We start from the raw sequence: 22,431 nt of genomic DNA, 5'->3' as shown, positions 1-22,431 counted from the left end.
CGAGGTACCTGACCGCACGGTTTTCCGTGCGCTGTGCGTTTCTTGCTGTGCGTTATGCAGTGGCGGCTTCAACCGGCGCCCCCTTCGAGGAACCGACGCAGATCCGTCGTGTCGAACGGGCCCCGGCCCCGAAAGGCCCGGGGGAACGCGCGGCGGCGAACCGCCAGGTCGAGGCAGACCAGTGTCGGGTGCACATAAGCACCCCGGCCGGGTAGCGTACCGCGAGGATCGGGGGCACACTCACCCTCGATCTGCACGATGCGCAGCAGATCGCCCTTGGCCGCTCGCTCCCGGCATCCCAGACATGTGCGCTCAGGGCATGCGCGGGCATGCGTCCGGCCAGACACTGCTTAAGTCTACCTCCCCGCGCGGACCCGGCCCCTATGGGGTAAAAGGACGGACCGCTGCTCAGAATTCCCGGCCGAGCGCCGCGGCACCACCGATTTTCCCGGAGGGCCGCGAACGCGGGCCGGCTACCGCCGGTGATGTCAGTGCTGCGGTGCGTGCTGCTCGGTGTCCGGACGGATGTCGATCCGCCAGCCGGTCAGCCGGGCGGCAAGCCGGGCGTTCTGCCCTTCCTTGCCGATGGCCAGTGACAGCTGGTAGTCGGGGACGGTGACCCGGGCGGAGCGCGCCGCCAGGTCCACGACCTCGACCTTGCTGACCCGGGCCGGCGACAGCGCGTTGGCGACCAGCTCGGCCGGGTCGTCCGACCAGTCCACGATGTCGATCTTCTCGCCGTGCAGCTCGGCCATCACGGCGCGCACCCGCCCGCCCATCGGCCCGATGCACGCGCCCTTGGCGTTGAGGCCCGAACGGGTGGACCGGACGGCGATCTTCGTACGGTGTCCGGCCTCGCGGGCGATGGCGGCGATCTCCACCGAACCGTCCGCGATCTCCGGCACCTCCATGGCGAAGAGCTTCTTCACCAGATTGGGATGCGTGCGCGAGAGCGTGACGGACGGCCCGCGCACCCCCTTGACCACCCGGACGACGTACGACCGCAGCCGGGTGCCGTGTGCGTAGTCCTCGCCGGGGACCTGCTCCTGCACCGGCAGGATGGCCTCCAGGCGGCCGATGTCGACCAGGACGTTCTTGGGGTCCTTGCCCTGCTGGACGACGCCGGTGACGACATCGCCCTCCCGCCCTGCGTACTCGCCGAAGGTGATCTCCTCCTCGGCGTCCCGCAGGCGCTGCAGGATGACCTGCTTGGCGGTGGTCGCCGCGATCCGCCCGAAGCCCGAGGGGGTGTCGTCGAACTCGCGCGGCTCGGCGCCCTCCTCCAGATCCTCCGGATCCTCCTTCGCCCACACCGTCACATGGCCGGTGCTGCGGTCCAGTTCCACCCGCGCCCGCCGGCGGCTGCCCTCGGTGCGGTGGTACGCGATGAGGAGGGCCGACTCGATCGCCTCGACCAGCAGGTCGAACGAGATCTCCTTCTCCCGCACCAGACCCCGCAGGGCACTCATGTCGATATCCACGGCTACGCCTCCTCCTTGTTCTCGTCGATCTTCTCGTCGTGCGACACGTCGCGCTTGTCGGCCTTGTCGGACTTGCGGCTGAATTCCAGCTCCACGCGCGCCTTGGCGATCTCGTCGAAGGAGACCCGGCGCGCGGTCGGCTTGCGTCCCTTGACCCCCGGCACCTCGAGGTCGAGCCCCTCGTCGTCCACGGCGGTGATCCGGGCCACCAGCTCCCCGGCCCCTGCCGCGTCGGTCAGTTGGGCCTTGATCAGGCGGCCGACGGCGCGGCGGTAGTGCCGCAGCTCGGTCAGCGGCCGGTCGGCGCCCGGTGAGGTGACCTCAAGGGTGTACGGCGCGCCGCCCATCGCGTCGGAGTCGTCCAGGACCTGGGAGACCTCACGGCTGAGCTCGGCGCACTCGTCCAGCTGGACGCCCTCGTCGGAATCGACCACGATCCTCAGCACCCGCCGCTTGCCTGCCGGTGTCACCTCGATCTCTTCCAGATCCAGGTCTCGCGCGGCGACGAGCGGTTCAAGCAATCCGCGCAGCCTCTCGCTCTGGGTCGTGCTCATCCGGGTGACTCCTCGGCCGCGTGTGCTGTTGTGGGTGGGTCGCGTGTCGGGTCAAAGCCTATCGGTTCCGGCGGGGTACTGACGATTCGGTGGGTCGTCACGGATACTCTCGCCTGCGGTGATCACGACGGAAGACCCCGGGAAGTGCAACGTGCCGAAAGTGGCGCTCACGCGCAGATGGACCCTGCTGGCCGGCGCCGCCCTCGGGGGCGCCGCGCTGCTGACCGGCTGCGCCGAGGACGACGGCCCCGACCGGGCCGAACACTCCTCGGCCGCCGACCGGCTGCGCGAGCGTTCCGCCCGCGGCAGCACGGCGCTGCTCGCGCGCTATGACGCGACGCTGACCGCGCACCCCGCACTGGAGGAGCGGCTGCGCCCGCTGCGCTCCGAAGTGGCCCGGCACGCCCGGGCGTTCACCGACGACGCCGCCCCCTCCCCCAGCGCCACGCACTCCCGGGGACCGGCACACGAGGTCGCCGCGCCGTCGGTGCCCGAGGACGAGAAGGCCGCGCGAAGCGCACTCGCCGACGCGGAGCGCAGGCTCGCCGACGCCCGGGCCAAGGACCTGCTCGCCGCACCGCCCGAGCTGGCCCGGCTGCTGGCCTCGGTGGCCGCGTCCGGCGCGGCCCACGCGTACCTGCTGACGGACCCGGCCTGATGACGGACTTGGGCACGGCGATATCGGCACCGGCACCACGGACAGTGACCAGCGAAGGGGCGTACGCATGAACGCGGCAGCGGGGCGCGGCAGACCGGAACACCGAGACGACGACGAACGGGACGAGCGGGACGAGCTGACGGCCGTGCAGGCGGCGCTGGCCGCCGAGCACGCGGCGGTCTACGGCTACGGCGTGGTCGGCGGCCGGATCGCCGACGACCGGCGCAAGGAGGCCCTGGCGGCGTACGACGCCCATCGGGCGCGCCGGGACGCACTGCACCGCGAGGTGCGCGCACTGGGCGGCACGCCGCGCGCCGCGGCCGCCGCCTACGCGCTGCCCTTCCCGGTGCCCGACGCGGCCGCCGCGGTCCGGCTGGCGGCGGAGCTGGAGGACCGGCTGGCCGCCGTCTACGCGGATCTGGTGCGGGCCGGCGGCCGGGCCAGGCGCCGGGAGGCGGCCGCCGCACTGCGCGAGGCGGCGGTGCGGGCGGTGCGCTGGCGCGGCGGCGGCGTAGCCTTCCCTGGGCTCGTGGAGCGGGCCGCGGCCGCGGCTCCGTCCGGCTCCGCGAGCGCCTCCACGGGCGCACTGTGAACGACCGGCGGTCTCAGCGCCCCTTCCGACCCTGACCGAGTCGGACAGGCCCTGAGCCCAGGACGACGTGCGGGGCCCTCGCAGGATGCTGCGAGGGCTCCGCTTGAAGGGACAGCTCAAGCATGGCAACGGCACCCATCGAACCGCCGCAGCGGTTGGTGAGTTCGCTCAGCGGCGATCCGGACAGCCCCGCACAGCGGTGGCTGCGGGCGCTGCCGACGCTGATTCAGCAGCGGCTGGACGCCTGGGAGCTGACGCTGGAACGGGTGCACGCCCCCGGTGGCCGCAGCAGCCTGCTGGCGCTCGTACGGCAGCAGGACGGCACCCCCGCGGCGCTGAAGTTCCCGGTGCCGGGCCGGCGGTCCGCGCACGAGGCGGCCGCGCTGGAGATATGGGACGGCTGGGGCGCCGTACGTCTGCTGCGGTCCGACGAGGAGAGCGGCGCACTGCTGCTGGAGCGGCTGCAGAGCGCGGTCTCGCTGCGGTCGCTGCCCGAGGCCAAGGCGCTGCTGGAGGCGGCCGGCACCGTCCGCCGCCTGTGGGTGGCGCCCGGGGCCGACCACCCCTTCGAGACGCTCGCCGGCCGTGCCGAGGAGGCGGTGGAGGCGCTGCGCACGGCCGGGGCGCTCACCGGGTCGGCCGCTCCACTGGTCGACGAGGCACAGGAACTCGGGCGCACCCTGCCGGCCGGCTCCGACGAACGGTTCCTCCTGCACGGCGCGTTCCGGCAGGGCAAAGTGTTGGCCGGTGAGCGGGCGCCGTGGCTGGCGATCGGCCCGGACCCGGTGGTGGGCGAGCGGGCCTACGACCTGGCGGCGCTGGTGCTGGACCGCTTCGAGGACGTGATGGCCGGCTCCGGCGCGGCCGCCGCGGTCCGCCGCCGGGTCGGCAAGCTGGCCGACTCCCTGGAGGTGGACCGGGAGCGGTTGCGCCACTGGACGCTGTACCGCGCGGTGGACGCGGGCGTCCGGGAGGTCGCGGTGGGTGACCGCCGGCGGGGCGAACTGCTGCTGGAGTTCGCCGCCTGGCTGTAGGGCGCGGGCGAAAGCGGGGCAGGCGGACGGGCCGGCCGGGGTGAGCGTCCCGGCCGGCCCGTTCGCTGCGCGGCGTCAGGCGCCGAGCCGGGCGACGGCCTCCTCGACCGTCAGCTCCTCGCGCTCGCCGGTGCGGCGGTCCTTGACCTCGACGACGCCCTCGCCGGCGCGGCGACCGGCGACCACGATGGTCGGCACGCCCAGCAGCTCGGCGTCGGTGAACTTCACGCCCGGCGAGACGCCCGGGCGGTCGTCGACCAGCACCCGCAGGCCCGCGGCGCCGAGCCGCTCGCCGACCTCCAGCGCGAGTTCGGTCTGCTTGGCCTTGCCCGCCGCGACGACGTGCACATCGGCCGGCGCGACCTCGCGCGGCCAGCACAGGCCCTTGTCGTCATGAGTCTGCTCGGCCAGCGCGGCCACCGCGCGGGAGACCCCGATGCCGTAGGAGCCCATGGTGACCCGCGCCGGCTTGCCGTTCTGGCCGAGGACGTCGAGTTCGAAGGCGTCCGCGTACTTGCGGCCGAGCTGGAAGATGTGCCCGATCTCGATGGCACGGTCGATGCGCAGGCCGGCGCCGCACTGCGGGCAGGGGTCGCCGGGCTCGACGACGACCACGTCGAGGTACTCGTCGACCTCGAAGTCACGGCCCACGACGACGTTGCGGGCGTGCTTGCCCTCCTTGTTGGCGCCGGTGACCCAGGCCGTGCCGGGGGCGATGCGGGGGTCGGCGACGTACTTGAACGCCTTGCCGGCCAGGCCCTGCGGGCCGACGTAGCCGCGGACCAGCTCGGGGTGCGCCACGAAGTCCTCGGCGGTGACCAGCTCGACGGTGGCCGGGGCGAGGTGCTCGCCGAGCTTGCCCATGTCGACCTCGCGGTCGCCGGGGACGCCCACCGCGACGATCTCGCCGTCGACCTTGACCAGCAGGTTCTTCAGCGTCGCGGAGGCCGGTACGTCCAGGAACTCGGCGAGCGTCTCGATGGTCGGGGTGTCGGGGGTGTCGAGCTCCTCGACGGGGCCGTGGCCCGAGCCGTCGGCCGGGGCGACCTTGACCGTCACGGCCTCGGTGTTGGCGGCGTAGTCGCAGGACGGGCAGTCGACGAAGGTGTCCTCACCGGCCGCGGCGGGCGCCAGGAACTCCTCGGAGGCGGAGCCGCCCATCGCGCCGGAGACGGCGGAGACGATGCGGTAGTCGAGGCCGAGGCGCTCGAAGATCTTCTGGTAGGCCTGGCGGTGCAGCGCGTAGGACTGCTCCAGGCCCTCGTCGGTGGTGTCGAAGCTGTACGAGTCCTTCATGTGGAACTCGCGGCCGCGCAGCACACCGGAGCGGGGACGGGCCTCGTCGCGGTACTTGATCTGGATCTGGTAGAGGATCACCGGCAGGTCCTTGTAGGACGTGCACTGGTCCTTGACCGTGAGGGTGAAGATCTCCTCGTGGGTGGGGCCGAGGAGGTAGTCGGCGCCCTTGCGGTCCTTGAGGCGGAAGAGCAGGTCGCCGTACTCCTCCCAGCGGCCGCTGATCTCGTAGGGCTCCTTCGGCAGCAGGGCCGGCAGCAGGACCTCCTGGCCGCCGATCGCGTCCATCTCCTCGCGCACGACGCGGGAGACGTTCTCCAGGACCTTCATGCCCAGCGGCAGCCACGTCCAGATGCCGGCGGAGGAGCGGCGGACGTACCCGGCGCGGACGAGCAGCTTGTGGCTGGCGGTCTCGGCGTCGGCCGGGTCGTCGCGCAGTGTCTTGATCATCAAGCGGGACATGCGCTGGACCTGTGCGGCGTTGGCCATGGGAGTTTCTCCTGCGTAAGAAAGGTGACTCCCTGGAGGTTAGCTGTAGGGGTGTGCCGCGCGGAAATGCATAGCGCTGCGCTGGGCCGGCTTCCCACGTTGTCGGCTGGCCCGCCGTGGGGGTTTCTCGCCGTTGCGCCTGCGGCGGGCCCCTCCGCTGCGCTTTGCTGCGGCCGACTTGTTTGGCTTCGCGCCGTTGCGCCTGGCGGCGGGCGTTTGTTTGTCGGGTGCGGCCCCGTGGCGCCGTTGCGCCTGCGGCGGGCGTGGTGTTGTCGGCTGCGGTGACAGCCCTACGGACTCCGTCCTACGGTCTGTCCCCTCCCGTGAGTGGGTGGGAAAACAGGCCGGTGGGGGCACACCTGATCCGTCGACCACCGGCACACGAACGCCGACGCCCACCCCCACCGGTCTCCTCCCCCCACTACGGGAGGGGGCGGACCGCAGGACGGAGTCCGGAGGGGCGCACCCGCTGCCGAAAACGCCCCGCGCAGCGGCACCAGCCCGCCGCAGGCGAACCAAGCGAAACCCTCACGGCGGGACGGCCGAAAACGTGGGAAGCCAGCCAAGCGCAGCGTCTAGCGCCTCAGCGGCAGCGTCGCTCCCATCACCGCGTAGGGCGTGGGCGCGCTGGGGAACAGCACCCGGCGGGCGATGTCCTGGTAGCCGAGCGAGCGGTACAGTCCGCGCGCCGGGCTCTCGACGTCGATGGCGGAGAGGATGGAGCGCGGCTCGCTCGCCTCGTCGGTGATTCGGGTGATCAGCGCCCGCCCGATGCCGCGGCCCTGGTAGGCGGGGTGGACGTGCAGCTCGGTGATGGTGAAGGAGTCGTCGAGCCAGTGGTCGAGGCGCACGGCGCGCAGATACGGCTCGACGACCGTGGACCACCAGTGGGCGCGGTCGTTGGGCATGCCGTAGACGAAGCCGACGAGCCGGCCGGCGGGGGTGGTGGCGCCGAGGGCGCGGGCGCCGGCGCAGCCGAGGTGGCGCAGCACGATGTGCCGGCGCACGGCGATCTCCTCGTCGCTCAGTCCGAAGGCGAGCGCCTGGACGGCGAGCGCGTCGTCCACACGGGCAGCGAGATCGAGGGGGCCGACCGCGACGTCATCCATGGTCGGAGCGTACAAGGCCGCGGGCCGGAACAGTACGGCCACGGCCGTCAGAACAGCACGCTCATGAACGCGCCGACCTCCTCGAACCCCACCCGGCGGTAGGAGGCGCGGGCGGCGGTGTTGAAGTCGTTGACGTAGAGGCTGACGACGGGGGCGACGTCGCTGAGGGCGTAGCGCAGCACGGCCGCCATGCCGGTCTCCGACAGGCCCCTGCCGCGGTGGGCGGGGTCGACCCAGACGCCCTGGATCTGGCAGGCCCGCTGGGTGGCGGCGCCGATCTCGGCCTTGAAGATGACCTTGCCGTCCTCGATCCGGGCGAAGGAGCGGCCGGATCCGACGAGTTCGGCGACCCGGGCCTGGTAGAGCAGCCCGCCGTCGCCGGCCATCGGGGAGATGCCGACCTCCTCGGTGAACATGGCCACGCACGCCGGCATGATCAGGTCCATCTCGTCCTTGCGGATCCGGCGGACGTAGGGGTCGGGGGCGATCTCGGCGGCCGGCGAGGTGGTGACCATCAGGGGCTGGTGGGCGCGGATCTCGCGGGCCGGTCCCCAGTGCGGCTCCAGCAGCGACCACAGCTCGGCGGTGGGGCCGGCCGGTCCGACGATCGACGAGCAGCGGCGGCCCTGGCGGCGGGCGCGGTCGGCGAAGCCGCGGACGGCCTCGGAGGTCGCGCAGACGGGGACGAGGTTGGCGCCGGCGTAGCAGAGCGATTCCAGGCGGCCGCCGACGTACCAGCCCCACATCTCGCCGCCCAGCCGCCAGGGGTCGAGGCCGGCGATCTGCACGCGGGCGGCGACGAAGGCGTTGGCGACCGGGTCGCGGTCGAGCACCGCGAGCGCGTCATCGAGCTCCCCGGGCTCGAGGACCTTGATGGTCGTGGTCGTCAGCACGTGTCGGAATGCCTCACCGTTACGGGGCCTGGGAGGCCAGGCGGGAGCAGGTCTTGGCACTTTACCTCCCTGCGCGCGGGAGCACCCGGCCCCAGGCGGGACGGGCGGCGCGGGGCGGTTCGCGGCCCGGCACCGGCCGGCCCGGACACGGCGCGAGCCCCGCTGCCCGGGGTGGGCGGCGGGGCTCTGCGGTGGTGCGGCGGCGGGGGTCAGCCGGCGACGGCCACGGTCGGCTCGCCGGAGGCGATGCCGTCCTTCTCCATCTGCTCGGCGATCTTCATGGCCTCTTCGATGAGGGTCTCGACGATCTTCGACTCGGGGACGGTCTTGATGACCTCGCCCTTGACGAAGATCTGGCCCTTGCCGTTGCCGGAGGCGACGCCGAGGTCGGCCTCGCGGGCCTCGCCGGGGCCGTTGACGACGCAGCCCATGACGGCGACCCGCAGCGGCACCTCCATGCCCTCCAGGCCGGCGGTGACCTCGTCGGCGAGCTTGTAGACGTCGACCTGGGCGCGGCCGCAGGACGGGCAGGAGACGATCTCCAGCCGGCGCTGGCGGAGGTTGAGCGACTCCAGGATGGAGATGCCGACCTTGACCTCCTCGGCGGGCGGCGCGGACAGCGAGACGCGGATGGTGTCGCCGATGCCCTCGCTGAGCAGCGCGCCGAAGGCGACCGCGGACTTGATGGTGCCCTGGAAGGCGGGGCCGGCCTCGGTGACGCCGAGGTGCAGGGGGTAGTCGCACTGGGCGGCGAGCTGGCGGTAGGCGTTGACCATCACGACCGGGTCGTTGTGCTTGACCGAGATCTTGATGTCGCGGAAGCCGTGCTCCTCGAAGAGGGACGCCTCCCACAGCGCGGACTCCACCAGCGCCTCGGGGGTCGCCTTGCCGTACTTCTGCAGCAGGCGGCGGTCGAGCGAGCCGGCGTTGACGCCGATCCGGATGGGGGTGCCGGCGTCGCCGGCCGCCTTGGCGATCTCCTTGACCTGGTCGTCGAACTGCTTGATGTTGCCGGGGTTGACGCGGACCGCGGCGCAGCCGGCGTCGATGGCGGCGAAGACGTACTTCGGCTGGAAATGGATGTCCGCGATGACCGGGATCTGGGACTTCCGGGCGATCACCGGCAGCGCGTCGGCGTCGTCCTGGGTCGGACAGGCGACCCGGACGATCTGGCAGCCGGAGGCCGTCAGCTCGGCGATCTGCTGGAGCGTCGCACCGATGTCGGACGTCCGCGTCGTCGTCATCGACTGCACCGAGACCGGTGCGTCCCCGCCCACGGCGACCGGACCGACGTGGATCTTCCGGCTGACCCGACGGTCGGCCAGCTTGGTCGGTACGTCCGGCATTCCCAGTGAAATGGCAGTCATCTGGCGAGCAACCCCAAGGTATGGATCAAGGTCCCGATTCGGCGGGCTCCGGTCTTCGAGGTTACGGCACAAGGGTTGTGGGAGGCACATCGCTCCCCTGAGGCCCCCCGAAAGGGGACGGTCGGGCACCTCCAAACGCCGCGGAGGTACCCGACCGTCGCCAAACCCGTCTTCCGGACAATCGCCGTCAGGTCAGTTTCACGGGATTCACCACGTCCGCGACGAGCACCAGCAGCGTGAAGCAGATGAAGATCCCGGCGACCACGTAGGCGACCGGCATCAGCTTGGCCACGTCGAACGGACCGGGGTCCGGGCGCCGGACGATCTTGGCGAAGGCCCGGCGTACCGACTCCCACACGGCGCCGGCGATGTGCCCGCCGTCCAGCGGCAGCAGCGGCAGCATGTTGAACAGGAACAGCGAGAGGTTGAAGCCGGCGACCAGGAAGAGCATGGTCGCCACCCGCTGCTCCGGCGGGATGTCCAGCGAGAAGACCTCGCCGCCGACCCGGGCCGCGCCGACCACGCCCATCGGGGAGTCCTGCTTGCGCTCGCCGCCGTTGAAGGCCGCGTCCCACAGGTCCGGGACCTTCGACGGCAGGTTGACCAGCGAGGAGACCCCCTGCTCGACCATGTTGCCCATGCGGTCCACGGACTGGCCGAAGCTCTGCGGGACGACGCCGCTGGCCGGGGTGAAGCCGAGGAACCCGGCGGTGACGAACTCGCCGGGGACGTAGCCGCCGTGCCCGTCGGTCTTGGCGACCTTGTTCTCGATCAGATCGGCGTGCAGGGTCCTGCGGACGCCGTGCCGCTCGACGACCAGCGTCGCGGGCCCGGTGGTGTCGCGGATCTGCTGCTGCAGGGTGCCCCAGTCCGGGACGGCGTCGCCGTTGAACGAGACGATCTTGTCGCCGGCGCGCAGGCCCGCGGCCTTGGCCGGCGAGTCCTTGGCACCCGTGGGGCACTTGTCGGTCTTGGCGGCGGCCGAGATCACACACTCCGAGACGGAGCCGACCTGGGTGGTCTGGGTGTTGATGCCGAAGCCCATCAGCACGCTCATGAAGATCACGACCGCCAGGATCAGGTTCATGAACGGCCCGGCGAACATCACGATGACGCGCTTCCAGGGCTTGCGCGTGTAGAACAGCCGCTTGTCGTCGCCCGGCTGCAGCTCCTCGAAGGCCGCCGAGCGGGCGTCCTCGATCATCCCGCGGAACGGCGAGGTGGAGCGGGCCTGCAGCTTCCCGTCGTCCCCGGGCGGGAACATCCCGATCATGCGGATGTAGCCGCCGAGCGGGATGGCCTTGATGCCGTACTCGGTGTCGCCCTTCTTGCGGGAGAAGAGCGTCGGCCCGAAGCCCACCATGTACTGCGGCACGCGGATACCGAACATCTTGGCCGTGGAGAGATGGCCGAGTTCGTGCCAGGCGATGGAGAACAGCAGGCCGACGACGAAGACGACTATGCCGAGAATGGTCATCCAGGTCGTCATGCGCGAGCCTCCGAAGGTGTCCGTGCCGCACGGGCGGCCAGTTCGCGGGCGCGGGCGCGCGCCCAGGTCTCCGCCTCCAGGACGTCCGCCACGCTCAGGGAGGTTCCCCTGGACGGCGTCCCGTGCTCGGCGACCACTTCCGCGACGGTATCCACAATCCCTGTGAACGGCAGCCCGCCCTTGAGGAACGCCTCCACGCACTCCTCGTTCGCCGCGTTGAAGACGGCCGGGGCGGTGCCGCCCAGATCACCGACGTGGCGGGCCAGCGGGACGGACGGGAAGGCCGCCTCGTCGAGCGGGAAGAACTCCCAGGTCTGCGCCTTCGTCCAGTCCACGCCCGGGGCGGCGTCCGGGACCCGCTCGGGCCAGCCGATGCCCAGCGCGATCGGCATCCGCATGTCGGGCGGGCTGGCCTGGGCGAGCGTGGAGCCGTCGGTGAACTCCACCATCGAGTGGATGTAGGACTGCGGGTGGACGACCACCTCGATGCGGTCGAAGGGGACGTCGAAGAGCAGATGCGCCTCGATGACCTCCAGGCCCTTGTTGACCAGGGTCGCGGAGTTGATGGTGACGACCGGGCCCATGGACCAGGTGGGGTGGGCCAGCGCCTGCTCGGGCGTGACCTCGGCCAGCTCACGCCGGCTGCGGCCGCGGAAGGGGCCGCCGGAGGCGGTGACGACGAGCTTGCGGACCTCGGCGCGGTCGCCGCCGGTCAGCGCCTGGAAGAGCGCGGAGTGCTCGGAGTCGACGGGGATGATCTGGCCGGGGCGGGCGATCGCCTTGACCAGCGGTCCGCCGACGATCAGCGACTCCTTGTTGGCCAGCGCCAGTACCCGGCCCGCCTTCAGGGCGGCCAGGGTCGGGGCGAGGCCGATGGAGCCGGTGATGCCGTTGAGGACGGTGTGGCAGGGGGAGGCCGCCAGCTCGGTGGCCGCGTCGGGGCCGGCCAGGATCTCCGGCAGCGGCTCGCCCGCGCCGTACCGGGCGGCCAGCGCCGCGCGCAGCGCGGGCACCGCGTCCTCGCGCGCCACCGCGACGGTGGCCACCCGCAGCCGGTGCGCCTGCTCGGCGAGCAGCTCGGTCCGGCCGCCGGCGGCGGAGAGCGCCGTCACCCGGAAGCGGTCGGGGTTGCGCAGCACGATGTCGATCGCCTGGGTGCCGATCGAGCCGGTCGAGCCGAGGACCACGATGGAGCGGGGGCCGCGCGGGTCGTCGAGGGGGCCGGCGGCCGGCTCGAAGCGCAGGAGCGGATGGGCGAGGGAGTCCGTCATGTGGTCCATTGTGGCCGGTCGCCGGGGTGCCGTGGACACCTGGCCGCACAAGTGCGGGGCCCGCCCGGCGGATCTTCGCGGACGGGCCCCGGCAGGGGTGGCTCAGCCCAGGGGGCGGCGGACGTTGTCCGTCCGGCTCGGGCCCGGGGTGGCGTCGGCGATCCAGGGGCCGTCGCCGCTGGGGTCGATGATGCCCTCCTCCAGCCAGCTGTAGCTGCCGTCGAGGACTCCCGAGACGACCTTGCGGTCGAGTTCGTCGGTGTTCGTCCACAGTCGGCCGAACAGCTCCTCGACGCGGATGCGGGCCTGCCGGCAGAACACGTCGGCCAGCTGCTGGGCCTCGCGGCCGTGTTCGCCGGTCTCGCGCAGGTGCTCGGCGCGTACGCAGGCCGCGCTCATCGCGAAGAGTTCGGCGCCGATGTCGACGATCCGGCCGAGGAAGCCCTGCTTGGTCTCCATCCGGCCCTGCCAGCGCGACATCGCGTAGAAGGTGGAGCGGGCGAGCTTGCGGGAGGTCCGCTCGACATACCGCAGGTGCTCCGCGAGACGCCCGAACTCCTGGTAGGTACGCGGGAGTTGGCCGGGTCCGGCGACGAGCCTGGGCAGCCAGCGGGCGTAGAAACCGCCGGCCCTGGCCGCCGCCCGGCCCTTGTCGGCGAGGGACTTGTCGGGGTCGATGAGGTCGCCGGCGACGGACAGATGCGCGTCCACCGCCTCCCGGGCGATCAGCAGATGCATGATCTCCGTGGAGCCCTCGAAGATCCGGTTGATGCGCATGTCGCGCAGCATCTGCTCGGCCGGGACGGCGCGTTCACCGCGGGCGGCGAGCGAGTCGGCGGTCTCGAAGCCGCGGCCGCCGCGGATCTGGACCAGCTCGTCGGCCATCAGCCAGCCCATCTCGGAGCCGTAGAGCTTGGCGAGCGCGGCCTCGATGCGGATGTCGTTGCGGTTCTCGTCGGCCATCTGGGAGGAGAGGTCGACGACCGCTTCGAGGGCGAAGGTGGTCGCGGCGATGAAGGAGATCTTGGCGCCGACGGCCTCGTGCTTGGCGATCGGCCGGCCCCACTGCTCACGGGCGGCGGACCACTCCCGGGCGATCTTCAGACACCACTTGCCGGAGCCCACGCACATCGCGGGCAGCGAGAGCCGTCCGGTGTTCAGGGTGGTCAGGGCGATCTTCAGGCCGGCGCCCTCGGGGCCGATGCGGTGGTCGGCGGGGACCCGTACCCGGTGGAAGCGGGTCACGCCGTTCTCCAGACCGCGCAGCCCCATGAAGGCGTTGCGGTTCTCGACCGTGATGCCGGGCGAGTCGGCCTCGACGACGAAGGCGGTGATACCGCCCTTGTGCCCCTCGGAGGCGGGCACCCGCGCCATCACCACCAGCAGGTCGGCGACCACGCCGTTGGTGGTCCACAGCTTCACGCCGTCGAGCACGTAGTCCTTGCCGTCCGGCACGGCCACCGTCGCCAGGCGGGCCGGGTCCGAGCCGACGTCGGGTTCGGTCAGCAGGAACGCCGAGATGTCCGTGCGGGCCAGGCGCGGCAGGAAGGTCTCCTTCTGCTGCTGGGTGCCGAACAGCTTCAGCGGCTGCGGTACGCCGATCGACTGATGCGCGGAGAGCAGCGCGCCGATGGCGGGGCTGGCGGTGCCGACCAGCGACAGGGCCCGGTTGTAGTACACCTGGGTGAGGCCGAGGCCGCCGTACTTCGGGTCGATCTTCATGCCGAGCGCGCCGAGCGCCTTGAGCCCCGCGACCGTCTCGTCCGGGATCTGCCCCTCGCGTTCGATCCATGCGCCGTCGACCTGCGTCTCGCAGAAGTCCCGCAGGGTGGCGAGGAACTTCTCGCCGCGGCGCACGTCGTCGGCCGCGGGGGTGGGGTGCGGATGGATGAGGTCGAGCCGGAAGCGCCCCAGGAACAGTTCCTTGGCGAAGCTGGGCTTGCGCCAGTCCTGCTCGCGGGCCGCCTCGGCGACCTGGCGTGCTTCGCGCTCGGAAACGTTGCGGATGGATGGAGCGGTCATCAGGAGCTCACCTCGCCGCGGGGTCGGCAGTTCTGCGCCGGCGGGCCGGTCGGCCGCTGGACAGCGCTACTTGTGAGAGTTACCCGATCCGCGCGGGTTGCACCACTGGAGGTACGCGAGGGGGCGGGGCGGACGGTGCGTCCCGGCCATACGGCGCCTACGCCCCGGCGCGATCCTGAACCGGCCCGGCCGCATCAGCCCTTCGGGGGGTGCGGACGCGGGTGAACGGGGGACGCGGCGCGCTCCGGAAACAGGTTGCCGGAGCGCGCCGCGTCGAGGGCCGGCGCCGGGGGGTGCGCCGGCCGGGGTCCGGACGGTGATACGGCCCAAGGCACGGCCGTCGCTGTCCACCGGTCCGGACCGGGTCGGGGACGGGTCAGAGGGGCAGTCCGGTGAGGACCAGGACCCGCTCGTAGGTGTAGTCGTCCATCGCGAAGCGCACGCCCTCGCGGCCCACGCCGGACTGCTTGACGCCGCCGTAGGGCATCTGGTCGGCGCGGTAGGACGGCACGTCGCCGATGACCACACCGCCGACCTCCAGCGCGCGGTGGGCGCGGAAGGCGGTCTGGGTGTCATGGGTGAAGACACCGGCCTGCAGGCCGAACTTGGAGTCGTTGACGGCCGCGAACGCCTCGTCCACGCCGTCGACCTTGGTGAGGGTGAGCACCGGGCCGAAGACCTCCTCGCAGGCGAGGGTGGCGTCGGCGGGCACGTCCGCGAGGACGGTCGGCGCGTAGGAGGCGCCGTCGCGCTTGCCGCCGGCGAGCAGCTTCGCGCCGCGCTCGACGGCCTCGTCCACCCAGGACTCGACGCGCTTGGCCGCGTCCTCGTTCACCAGCGGGCCGACCTCGGTCGCGTCGTCCGAGGGGTCGCCGGTGACCTGCGCCTCGACGGCCGCCACGATCTTCGGCACGAGCCGGTCGTAGACCGACGCGTCGGCGATGACCCGCTGCACCGAGATGCAGGACTGCCCGCCCTGGTAGTTGGAGAAGACGGCGATCCGCTGCGCGGCCCAGTCCAGGTCCGCCTCGGAGGACCAGTCGGGCAGCACGACGGCCGCGCCGTTGCCGCCCAGCTCCAGGGTGCAGTGCTTGCGCGGCACGGAGTCCAGGATCGCGTAGCCGACCTTCTCGGAGCCGGTGAAGGAGACGACGGGCAGCCGCTCGTCCTGCACCAGCGCCGGCATCCGGTCGTTGGGCACCGGGAGGATCGACCAGGAACCGGCCGGCAGGTCGGTCTCGGCCAGCAGCTCGCCGAGGATCAGGCCGGAGAGCGGGGTGGCCGGGGCCGGCTTGAGGATGATCGGGGCGCCGGCCGCGATGGCCGGGGCGACCTTGTGGGCGCAGAGGTTCAGCGGGAAGTTGAACGGCGCGATGCCCAGGACCGTGCCGCGCGGGAAGCGGCGGGTCAGCGCGAGCCGACCGGCGCCGCCCGCGTCGGTGTCCAGGCGCTGGGCCTCGCCACCGTTGAAGCGGCGGGCCTCCTCGGCCGCGAAGCGGAACACCGACACCGCCCGGCCGACCTCGCCGCGGGCCCACTTCATGGGCTTGCCGTTCTCGGCGGAGATCAGCCGGGCGATCTCCTCGGTGCGCTCCACCAGCCGGCGCTGCACATGGTCCAGGGCGGCGGCCCGGACGTGCGCGGGAGTCGCCGCGAACTCGTCCTGGACCGCGACGGAGGCGGCGACGGCCTCCTCGACCTGGGCCTCGGTGGGAACGCTCACCGTGCCCACGAGACGTCCGTCCCAGGGGGAGGTGACATCGAAGGTGGCCTCGCCGGTGGCCTCGCGGCCGGCGAGCCAGAAGGCGGTGGGGGCTGCATCAGTGGGGATCGGCACAGTGGAACCCGGCCCTTCAGAAGTGGTGAGTGGTGCGCATCGCTCGGGGAGCGGCTCCGCGGTTGTGGTCTGCCCCCACGGTAGGGGTGCGGCGCCGCCATGGCGTTTGTCCGAAGCGTAGAAATCAGCGGGTGTGTCTCTCCGCCGTGGAGCGGGCGCCGGCCCGGGTTCCCCGTGCCGGAGGGCCGGTCTCACTCCCCCTTGGGCGCCGAGGTCGCCTTCAGGGCCAGCCACAGCTCCATCCGTACGTCCGCGTCGTCCAGCGAGCGCCCCAGGATCTCCTCCACCCGCCGCATCCGATAGCGCAGCGTGTGCCGGTGTACGCCCAGGTCGGCGGCGGCCGCGTCCCACTGGCCGTGCCGGGCCAGCCAGGCGCGCAGCGACGCCACCAGGTCGCCGCGGCCGGTCGCGTCGTGCTCGCGCAGCGCCCGCAGCAGCCCGTCGGCGAACGCCCGCACCGCGTCGTCGGCGAGCAGCGGCAGCACCGATCCCGCCGCCACGTCCTCGTGCTCGACCAGCGCGCGCCCGCGCCGCCGGGCCACCGACAGCGCCTGCTCGGCCTGCCGGTAGGCGTTCGCGGCGGCCATCGGGCCGGTCGGCGCGGACAGCCCGACGGCCACGCCGGCGCCGCCGTGCGCCGCCTCGGCCCGCCCCGGCCGCCCGCCCGGACGCGCCTGCGCACCGGCCCGGGCCTCGGCCTCGACCTCGGCCGCGTAGGCGGCGCAGGCGTCGGCGGCCGCCCCGCCGTCCGCGACCAGCACGATCAGCCGGCCGCCGTCCGGGACGGCGAGCACCGCCTCACCGGTGCGGGCGGCCGCGGAGTCCATCGCGTCGGCGAGCGCGTCCAGCACCCCGGCGGAACCGGCCGCCGCGTCCGCGCCCGGCGACGGCTGGTCGTCGGCGGCCACCGGCTCGGCGACCACCATCCGGAACGGGGCGTCCAGCAGCCCTCCGTAGAGCCGCCCCGCGACCGCCCGCGCATGGTCCGGCTCCCCCGCCAGCAGCATCTTGAGCACCGCCGCGCCCAGCCGCTGCTCGGCGTCCTGCAGGGCCCGGGACCGCTCGGTGGTCAGCGTCAGCAGCGCGACCGCGGAGTGCACGGCGTAGCGCTCGGCCGTCCCCAGCGGCGCGCCGGTCCCCACCGCGAGCACCCCGCGGGCCCGGCGCCCGGTCCCCAGCGACTGCAGCTCCACCCGGTCGTCGCCGTCGGTGTCGCTGACCACCGAGCTGGCGGGCGCGGGCCGCCCCCGCAGCCGGGCCACGTCGTCGGTGAGGCGGGCCGCGCGCCGCGCCGCCCAGTCCGGGGCGGCGGCCACCACGGCCCCCGACGCGTCGTACAGCGCGGCCCAGCCGTTCAGGTGCGCGGCGAGCCGGGCCAGCAGGTCGGCCGGCCCCTCCGCACCGAGCGCCGCCCGGGTCAGCTCCCGCTGCGCCTCGAACCCCGCCGTGACCGCGCGGTACTGGTCCGCGGCGACCGCGGCCGACACCGCCTTGCTGATCGCGATGAACGGCGTCCTGCGCGGCACCCCCAGCAGCGGCAGCCCCTGCTCCCGCGCCGCCTCGACCAGCGCCTGGGGAATCTCCTCGTAATTCACCCCGACCGCGAACCCCAGCCCGACCACACCGGCCTGTGCGACCCGCCGCACATACGCCCGGGTCGCCTCCGCGTCCTCCGCGTCCAACTTGAGCGCGGTGATCAGCAGCAGCTCCCCGCCCTCCATGTACGGCACCGGATCGATCAGCTCACTGGCGTGCGCCCAGCGCACCGGGACATCCAGCCGCTCCTCGCCCGCGAGCACGGTCAGCTTGAGCGCGGTGTGGTTGACCAGGGAAGCGAGGGTGTGCGGCATAAGACCTTCGATGGCTTCGACAACGGCGGCCGACGCCCGGGCGACGACCGATGGTTTGCACCGCCCCGTATGAACGGCCCGTGTCGATTCTGCCTCAGCGGAGGAATCCGGGGACCCTCCACCGTGGACAAACCCAGCCGATGATCGGGAAAACGCCGCCCGGCATCGGGGGGCGAAGGGGTGGGGGTCAGGAGCGGAGGTCTACTAGGACGGGTGGGGCCGACTCCCCGCTCACGGAGGTCACGGACAGTACCGCGTGGCCGGGCGGCACCGAATGGGCGAGGTCGGAGGCCGACCACCGCTCACGCTCCACCGTGCGTACCGTCACCGCCTTCGCGGTCACGTTCTTGCCGGTGACCAGCCGCCGGATGGAGTGCAGGAGCTTGGTGAAGGGCTCGTCGGAGACGATCTGCCGGTCGGTGACGTCCCTGGTCTCCACCCAGGCCTTGCCCCACACCTCGGCGAACCGCTCACCGTCCCAGATCGTCACGCCCGCGAACGCCATCCGGCAGCCGAACGCCCCCAGCAGCGCACCGCGCAAGGACTCCGGTACGTCGTCCAGACCCCGCAGGGTCAGCACCGCCCCCGCGTTCGCCGTCCGCAGCCGCTGCAGTCCGCGCAGCGCCTCCTGGGTGATCACATGTGACGCGTCGTCAAGCACCAGACAGGCGAAGACCGACCGGTCCGTCCGGGCCACCGCGCACTCCGTGAACTGCGCGAGCACCAGCCGCGCCAGGATCCGCGAAGCGTCCGCGTGTCCGCGCTCGGGCAGATCGATCCGGACGCGCAGCGGATGGTCCAGGGAGCGCAGCGACACCTGACGCGAGCGCCCGGTCGGGTCGAAGAACTCCGCGAACGCCGGCCGGTCCAGCAGCGCGATCCGGTCCGCGAGCAGCACGCCGGGGTCCCCGGGCCGCTCCGCCTGCCGCTCACGCGCGTCCAGCTCCCGCAGGGCGCTCGACTCCCCCGCCGACTCCAGGGCGGCCCGCAGCCCCGCCATGGCCTCCGGCGAACCGTCCAGCAGCTCCCGCAGCTCCGGTACCCGGGGGAACCGGCCGTACGCCGCCTGGAACGGGCCCAGCAACTGCCCCAGCACGGTCGCGGTGCGCCGCCCGTTCCCCCCGGGCAGCGTCGCCGCGAGGTCCCCCACCAGTGCCTCGGCCAGAATCGCGGCCGCCTCGTCGGCGTCCGTCGTTCCGCCGTAGAGGTCCAGGTCGCACTCCGCGTCGCGGTGGCCGATCCTGATCACGGCGTCGAAGGCGTCGTCGGGCGCGGCGGCCGAGCCGGCCGTCCCCACGGACACCACGGCGGCGCGCCCGGCAAGCGCCTGCAGGCACATGGCCTCCACCAGCGGATGCACCAGGCGCGTGGTCTTCCCCGAGCCCGCCGGACCGAGCGCCAGCAGCGACGTGCCGAGCACGTCCGGTTCGAGTGCGCATCCCGTTCCCCGCCGGTCGTACGGGTTGCGTACGTCCTCGGAGGCGGTGCCGATGCGCACCTGGGAAGTCAGCAGGTCGTGCTGTGCGGTTCGGGCCGGCAGATCGCGTGCCCCGGACGGGTGCAGGCAGGCGGCGGAACCGGCCTTGCGCACACTGTCGAGGAACGCCGGGAGCCTGCTCGGCTGCGCCCGCACGGACTGCCAGGCACGGGCGATCCGAGCGTGATCGACATCGCTCATGAGCCCGGACCGCGCTTCGTGCGCCAAGCGGTCGGCGGCCTCCGGAGCGCCGGCCGCACGAAGATCGGCCCACTCTCCCAGGTCCACCGGAAGCACCCGGCCACCGTTCTCAGCCGCTTTCGCGGCGTCGGTTGCGGCACGCCGGCCCGAGGGGAGATAGCGGTGCCTCAGCTCCGCCAGGCAGGCGAACCTGTTGAAGACGGCCAGCAGCAGGCCGAGGTCGATGAGCGAATAGCTGGTGGCGTAGTAGAAGTACGACGCCCCCTGCCCCGATACCGGCGTCAGATTCTCCAACTGCAGCATCAGGACGGACGAATCGGTGGTCTTGTCGATGCACCACTGCCAGAGGAACCAGACCAGCGTCAGGGTCAGTGCCGCGCGCGCGATCAGCTGGCCGCCGGTGAGCGCACTCGCGTCCTTGGGTGCCAGCCACGAAGGAAGCCTGTTCCAGACGCGGTTCGCCAAGGGGGCGATCAGCCGGCGGAAGAGCGCGGGCCATCGCCCCACGCGACCGAAGACGACGACGATCGCGCCGAGGACGAGCGCCATGTAGACGAACGACGAGACGATGTTGGCATTGCCGGTCTGCCATGCGTCGGGCAGCATCACCTCGCGCGGCCATTTCCAGTAGGGGCCGAGATAGTCGTTCATCAGCAGCGACCAGATCAGCCAGGCGCACAGGAACGAGATCACCGCCCCGGCGATGAGCTGCGGGACCGCGATGTCCTGGGGCTCGTCCTTCGGCTTGGGCCGGTGCTCGAAGGCCCAGACACCCGGCCCCGCCAGGACTCTCGGCGCGCTCAGCCAGGCCATGAAGGCGGATTGCGGAGCGTCACCGGCTCGCGCACCACCTGCCCTTGGCGCACCGCCGCCCGCGCCGGACGGGGCCGCGAACCGCGGCGGCGCACCGGGCCGTGGCGGGGCCTCCGGGGGCGCCGCCGGCCGCGGGACATGGTCGGAGCGGGTGTTACGTGCCTCGTGCGTGCCCTCGGTGTCCATCCGGTGCCCTTGTCCCCCTTGAGCCGTGGCCTGGTGCGTGGGCGGGCCGGCTGATGTGTCGGTCGGCGGCCGCCCTGTCCCTACCCTTGTCATGCCCGCGTTCGTGCCCACCGCTGCCCGGCGCGCCGTCGCTCAATCTACTGGCCGCCGTCCCTCGCTATGTCCGGTGCGGACAACGCAACACGCGCACTTCTCCCGAACGGAACATGCCAGACCCGCCCGGCCGCCCCTAACCTGCGAGAACAACACCTCTGTAGCTCACCGTTCCACCCCAGGAGACTGCCATGACCGAACTGTCCGGAGGCCCCGCCCTCCCCCAGGAGCGTCGCGTCGTCACCGCGATCCCCGGCCCGAAGTCGCAGGAGCTGTGGGCCCGCAAGCAGGCCACTGTGGCCGGTGGTGTCGGGGCCGTGCTGCCCGTCTTCGTCAAGCGCGCGGGCGGCGGCGTCCTGGAGGACGTGGACGGCAACTCCCTGATCGACTTCGGTTCGGGTATCGCGGTGACCTCGGTGGGCAACAGCGCGGAGGCGGTCGTACGCCGGGCCACCGCGCAGCTCGCCGACTTCACCCACACCTGTGTGATGGTGACGCCGTACGAGCCGTACATCGAGGTCTGTGAGCAGCTGGCCGAGCTGACGCCGGGCGACCACGCGAAGAAGTCGGCGCTGTTCAACTCCGGTGCGGAGGCCGTCGAGAACGCCGTCAAGATCGCGCGTGCGTACACCAAGCGGCAGGCCGTGGTCGTCTTCGACCACGGGTACCACGGCCGGACGAACCTCACCATGGCGCTGACCGCCAAGAACATGCCGTACAAGCACGGCTTCGGCCCGTTCGCGCCCGAGGTCTACCGCGTCCCCCTCGCCTACCCCTACCGCTGGCTGACCGGCCCGGAGAACTGCGCGCAGGAGGCCGCCGAGCAGGCCATCTCGCAGATCACCAAGCAGGTCGGCGCGGAGAACGTCGCGGCGATCATCATCGAGCCGGTGCTCGGTGAGGGCGGCTTCATCGAGCCGGCGAAGGGCTTCCTGCCCGCCATCGCCGACTTCGCGAAGGAGAACGGGATCGTCTTCGTCGCGGACGAGATCCAGTCGGGCTTCTGCCGTACGGGCCAGTGGTTCGCGTGCGAGGACGAGGGCATCGTGCCGGACCTGATCACCACGGCGAAGGGCATCGCCGGCGGTCTGCCGCTGGCCGCCGTGACCGGGCGCGCGGAGATCATGGACGCCGCGCACGCGGGCGGTCTGGGCGGTACCTACGGCGGCAACCCGGTGGCCTGCGCCGCGGCGCTCGGCTCGATCGAGACCATGCGCGAGCAGGACCTGAACGCCAAGGCCCTGCGGATCGGCGAGGTCATGAAGGCCCGGCTGACCGCGATGGCAGAGAAGTACGACATCATCGGCGAGGTCCGCGGCCGCGGCGCGATGATCGCCATCGAGCTGGTCAAGTCCGGCTCCAAGGACCCCAACCCGGAGGCCACCGGCGCGCTCGCCAAGGCCTGCCACCAGGAGGGCCTGCTGGTGCTGACGACCGGTACGTACGGCAATGTGCTGCGCTTCCTGCCGCCGCTGGTCATCGGCGAGGACCTGCTGGGCGAGGGCCTGGACATCCTCGAGGCGGCGTTCGCCAAGATCTGATCCACCGCGGGCCCGCACACCGCGCGCGATCCGGCGCGCGGCTCCTGCGCCCGCGAGGCGGCGGACCGGACAGGGTCCGCCGGACGGTTCCCGGGGGGGGGGGGGGGGGGGGGGGGGGGGGGGGGGGGGGGGGGGGGGGGGGGGGGGGGGGGAGGGGGGTGGGGGGGGGGGTGGGGGC

The 22,431-nt window shown here is 72.6% G+C and carries 17 protein-coding genes; 4 read left to right on the top strand and 13 right to left on the bottom strand.

Annotated elements, in window-relative coordinates; genetic code table 11:
* Positions 1-68: 68 nt before the first annotated feature.
* The 3 genes from ACZ5XZ_RS35745 to rimP form a co-directional block, all read right to left on the bottom strand.
* Positions 69-347 carry a YlxR family protein gene (locus ACZ5XZ_RS35745; protein WP_468986036.1) on the bottom strand — a complete coding sequence of 93 codons (279 nt, stop codon included), beginning with the start codon at positions 345-347 and terminating at the stop codon, positions 69-71.
* Positions 348-488: 141 nt separating this feature from the next.
* Positions 489-1,481: a transcription termination factor NusA gene (gene nusA, locus ACZ5XZ_RS35740; protein WP_384442784.1), complete on the bottom strand. Its 993-nt coding sequence runs from the start codon at positions 1,479-1,481 to the stop codon at positions 489-491.
* Positions 1,482-1,483: 2 nt separating this feature from the next.
* On the bottom strand, positions 1,484-2,035 hold the full coding sequence (gene rimP, locus ACZ5XZ_RS35735; RefSeq protein ID WP_468986033.1) for a ribosome maturation factor RimP: 552 nt from the start codon (positions 2,033-2,035) through the stop codon (positions 1,484-1,486).
* A gap of 160 nt (positions 2,036-2,195) precedes the next feature.
* Between rimP and ACZ5XZ_RS35730 the strand changes: the two genes are divergently transcribed.
* The 3 genes from ACZ5XZ_RS35730 (at position 2,196) to ACZ5XZ_RS35720 (ending at position 4,319) form a co-directional block, all read left to right on the top strand.
* A complete protein-coding gene (locus ACZ5XZ_RS35730) occupies positions 2,196-2,693 on the top strand; it encodes a hypothetical protein (protein ID WP_468986084.1) in 498 nt (165 codons plus the stop codon).
* Positions 2,694-2,760: 67 nt separating this feature from the next.
* A complete protein-coding gene (locus ACZ5XZ_RS35725; RefSeq protein ID WP_468986030.1) occupies positions 2,761-3,285 on the top strand; it encodes a ferritin-like domain-containing protein in 525 nt (174 codons plus the stop codon).
* A 122-nt stretch (positions 3,286-3,407) separates the two neighbouring features.
* Complete coding sequence (locus ACZ5XZ_RS35720; protein WP_468986028.1) at positions 3,408-4,319, top strand: aminoglycoside phosphotransferase family protein; 912 nt, start codon at positions 3,408-3,410, stop codon at positions 4,317-4,319.
* Positions 4,320-4,394: 75 nt separating this feature from the next.
* Here the strand turns inward: ACZ5XZ_RS35720 and ACZ5XZ_RS35715 are convergent, their stop codons facing one another.
* From ACZ5XZ_RS35715 to ACZ5XZ_RS35670, 10 genes are all read right to left on the bottom strand, one after another.
* A complete protein-coding gene (locus ACZ5XZ_RS35715) occupies positions 4,395-6,104 on the bottom strand; it encodes a proline--tRNA ligase (RefSeq protein WP_468986026.1) in 1,710 nt (569 codons plus the stop codon).
* Positions 6,105-6,679: 575 nt separating this feature from the next.
* The gene (locus ACZ5XZ_RS35710; RefSeq protein ID WP_468986023.1) at positions 6,680-7,213 is read right to left on the bottom strand and encodes a GNAT family N-acetyltransferase; all 534 of its coding nucleotides are present in this window, start codon (positions 7,211-7,213) and stop codon (positions 6,680-6,682) included.
* Between the two features lie 47 nt (positions 7,214-7,260).
* Positions 7,261-8,106, bottom strand: a complete 846-nt coding sequence (locus ACZ5XZ_RS35705; RefSeq protein WP_468986020.1) for a GNAT family N-acetyltransferase — start codon at positions 8,104-8,106, stop codon at positions 7,261-7,263.
* Positions 8,107-8,315: 209 nt separating this feature from the next.
* Complete coding sequence (ispG, locus tag ACZ5XZ_RS35700) at positions 8,316-9,473, bottom strand: flavodoxin-dependent (E)-4-hydroxy-3-methylbut-2-enyl-diphosphate synthase (protein WP_399147234.1); 1,158 nt, start codon at positions 9,471-9,473, stop codon at positions 8,316-8,318.
* A gap of 187 nt (positions 9,474-9,660) precedes the next feature.
* Entirely contained in the window at positions 9,661-10,962 is a 1,302-nt protein-coding gene (locus ACZ5XZ_RS35695; protein ID WP_468986018.1) for a M50 family metallopeptidase, read from the bottom strand.
* On the bottom strand, positions 10,959-12,233 hold the full coding sequence (dxr, locus tag ACZ5XZ_RS35690; RefSeq protein ID WP_468986016.1) for a 1-deoxy-D-xylulose-5-phosphate reductoisomerase: 1,275 nt from the start codon (positions 12,231-12,233) through the stop codon (positions 10,959-10,961). The genes ACZ5XZ_RS35695 and dxr overlap by 4 nt, the downstream gene beginning before the upstream one ends.
* A gap of 102 nt (positions 12,234-12,335) precedes the next feature.
* Complete coding sequence (locus ACZ5XZ_RS35685) at positions 12,336-14,255, bottom strand: acyl-CoA dehydrogenase family protein (RefSeq protein WP_468986014.1); 1,920 nt, start codon at positions 14,253-14,255, stop codon at positions 12,336-12,338.
* A gap of 376 nt (positions 14,256-14,631) precedes the next feature.
* On the bottom strand, positions 14,632-16,092 hold the full coding sequence (locus ACZ5XZ_RS35680) for an aldehyde dehydrogenase family protein (protein WP_384492598.1): 1,461 nt from the start codon (positions 16,090-16,092) through the stop codon (positions 14,632-14,634).
* A gap of 191 nt (positions 16,093-16,283) precedes the next feature.
* Positions 16,284-17,942 carry a PucR family transcriptional regulator gene (locus ACZ5XZ_RS35675; protein WP_468986012.1) on the bottom strand — a complete coding sequence of 553 codons (1,659 nt, stop codon included), beginning with the start codon at positions 17,940-17,942 and terminating at the stop codon, positions 16,284-16,286.
* Positions 17,943-18,129: 187 nt separating this feature from the next.
* Positions 18,130-20,619: an ATP/GTP-binding protein gene (locus ACZ5XZ_RS35670; protein WP_468986011.1), complete on the bottom strand. Its 2,490-nt coding sequence runs from the start codon at positions 20,617-20,619 to the stop codon at positions 18,130-18,132.
* Positions 20,620-20,903: 284 nt separating this feature from the next.
* Here ACZ5XZ_RS35670 and gabT point away from each other — a divergent pair, with 284 nt between their 5' ends.
* A complete protein-coding gene (gabT, locus tag ACZ5XZ_RS35665) occupies positions 20,904-22,253 on the top strand; it encodes a 4-aminobutyrate--2-oxoglutarate transaminase (RefSeq protein WP_468986008.1) in 1,350 nt (449 codons plus the stop codon).
* Positions 22,254-22,431: the final 178 nt, after the last annotated feature.

This window comes from Streptomyces sp. NPDC033270, assembly GCF_055576575.1.
Note: the sequence above shows the minus strand (reverse complement) of the source record. Positions and strands in the feature narration are given on the sequence as shown.

Bases quoted from the DNA above. Each gene is read 5' to 3' on its own strand.
- ACZ5XZ_RS35725 (WP_468986030.1), top strand. From the start codon at position 2,761: ATGAACGCGGCAGCGGGGCGCGGCAGACCGGAACACCGAGACGACGAC.
- gabT (WP_468986008.1), top strand. From the start codon at position 20,904: ATGACCGAACTGTCCGGAGGCCCCGCCCTCCCCCAGGAGCGTCGCGTC.
- ACZ5XZ_RS35675 (WP_468986012.1), bottom strand. From the start codon at position 17,942: ATGCCGCACACCCTCGCTTCCCTGGTCAACCACACCGCGCTCAAGCTG.
- rimP (WP_468986033.1), bottom strand. From the start codon at position 2,035: ATGAGCACGACCCAGAGCGAGAGGCTGCGCGGATTGCTTGAACCGCTC.
- ispG (WP_399147234.1), bottom strand. From the start codon at position 9,473: ATGACTGCCATTTCACTGGGAATGCCGGACGTACCGACCAAGCTGGCC.
- ACZ5XZ_RS35720 (WP_468986028.1), top strand. From the start codon at position 3,408: ATGGCAACGGCACCCATCGAACCGCCGCAGCGGTTGGTGAGTTCGCTC.
- ACZ5XZ_RS35710 (WP_468986023.1), bottom strand. From the start codon at position 7,213: ATGGATGACGTCGCGGTCGGCCCCCTCGATCTCGCTGCCCGTGTGGAC.
- ACZ5XZ_RS35685 (WP_468986014.1), bottom strand. From the start codon at position 14,255: ATGACCGCTCCATCCATCCGCAACGTTTCCGAGCGCGAAGCACGCCAG.
- ACZ5XZ_RS35695 (WP_468986018.1), bottom strand. From the start codon at position 10,962: ATGACGACCTGGATGACCATTCTCGGCATAGTCGTCTTCGTCGTCGGC.
- ACZ5XZ_RS35715 (WP_468986026.1), bottom strand. From the start codon at position 6,104: ATGGCCAACGCCGCACAGGTCCAGCGCATGTCCCGCTTGATGATCAAG.
- dxr (WP_468986016.1), bottom strand. From the start codon at position 12,233: ATGACGGACTCCCTCGCCCATCCGCTCCTGCGCTTCGAGCCGGCCGCC.
- ACZ5XZ_RS35670 (WP_468986011.1), bottom strand. From the start codon at position 20,619: ATGGACACCGAGGGCACGCACGAGGCACGTAACACCCGCTCCGACCAT.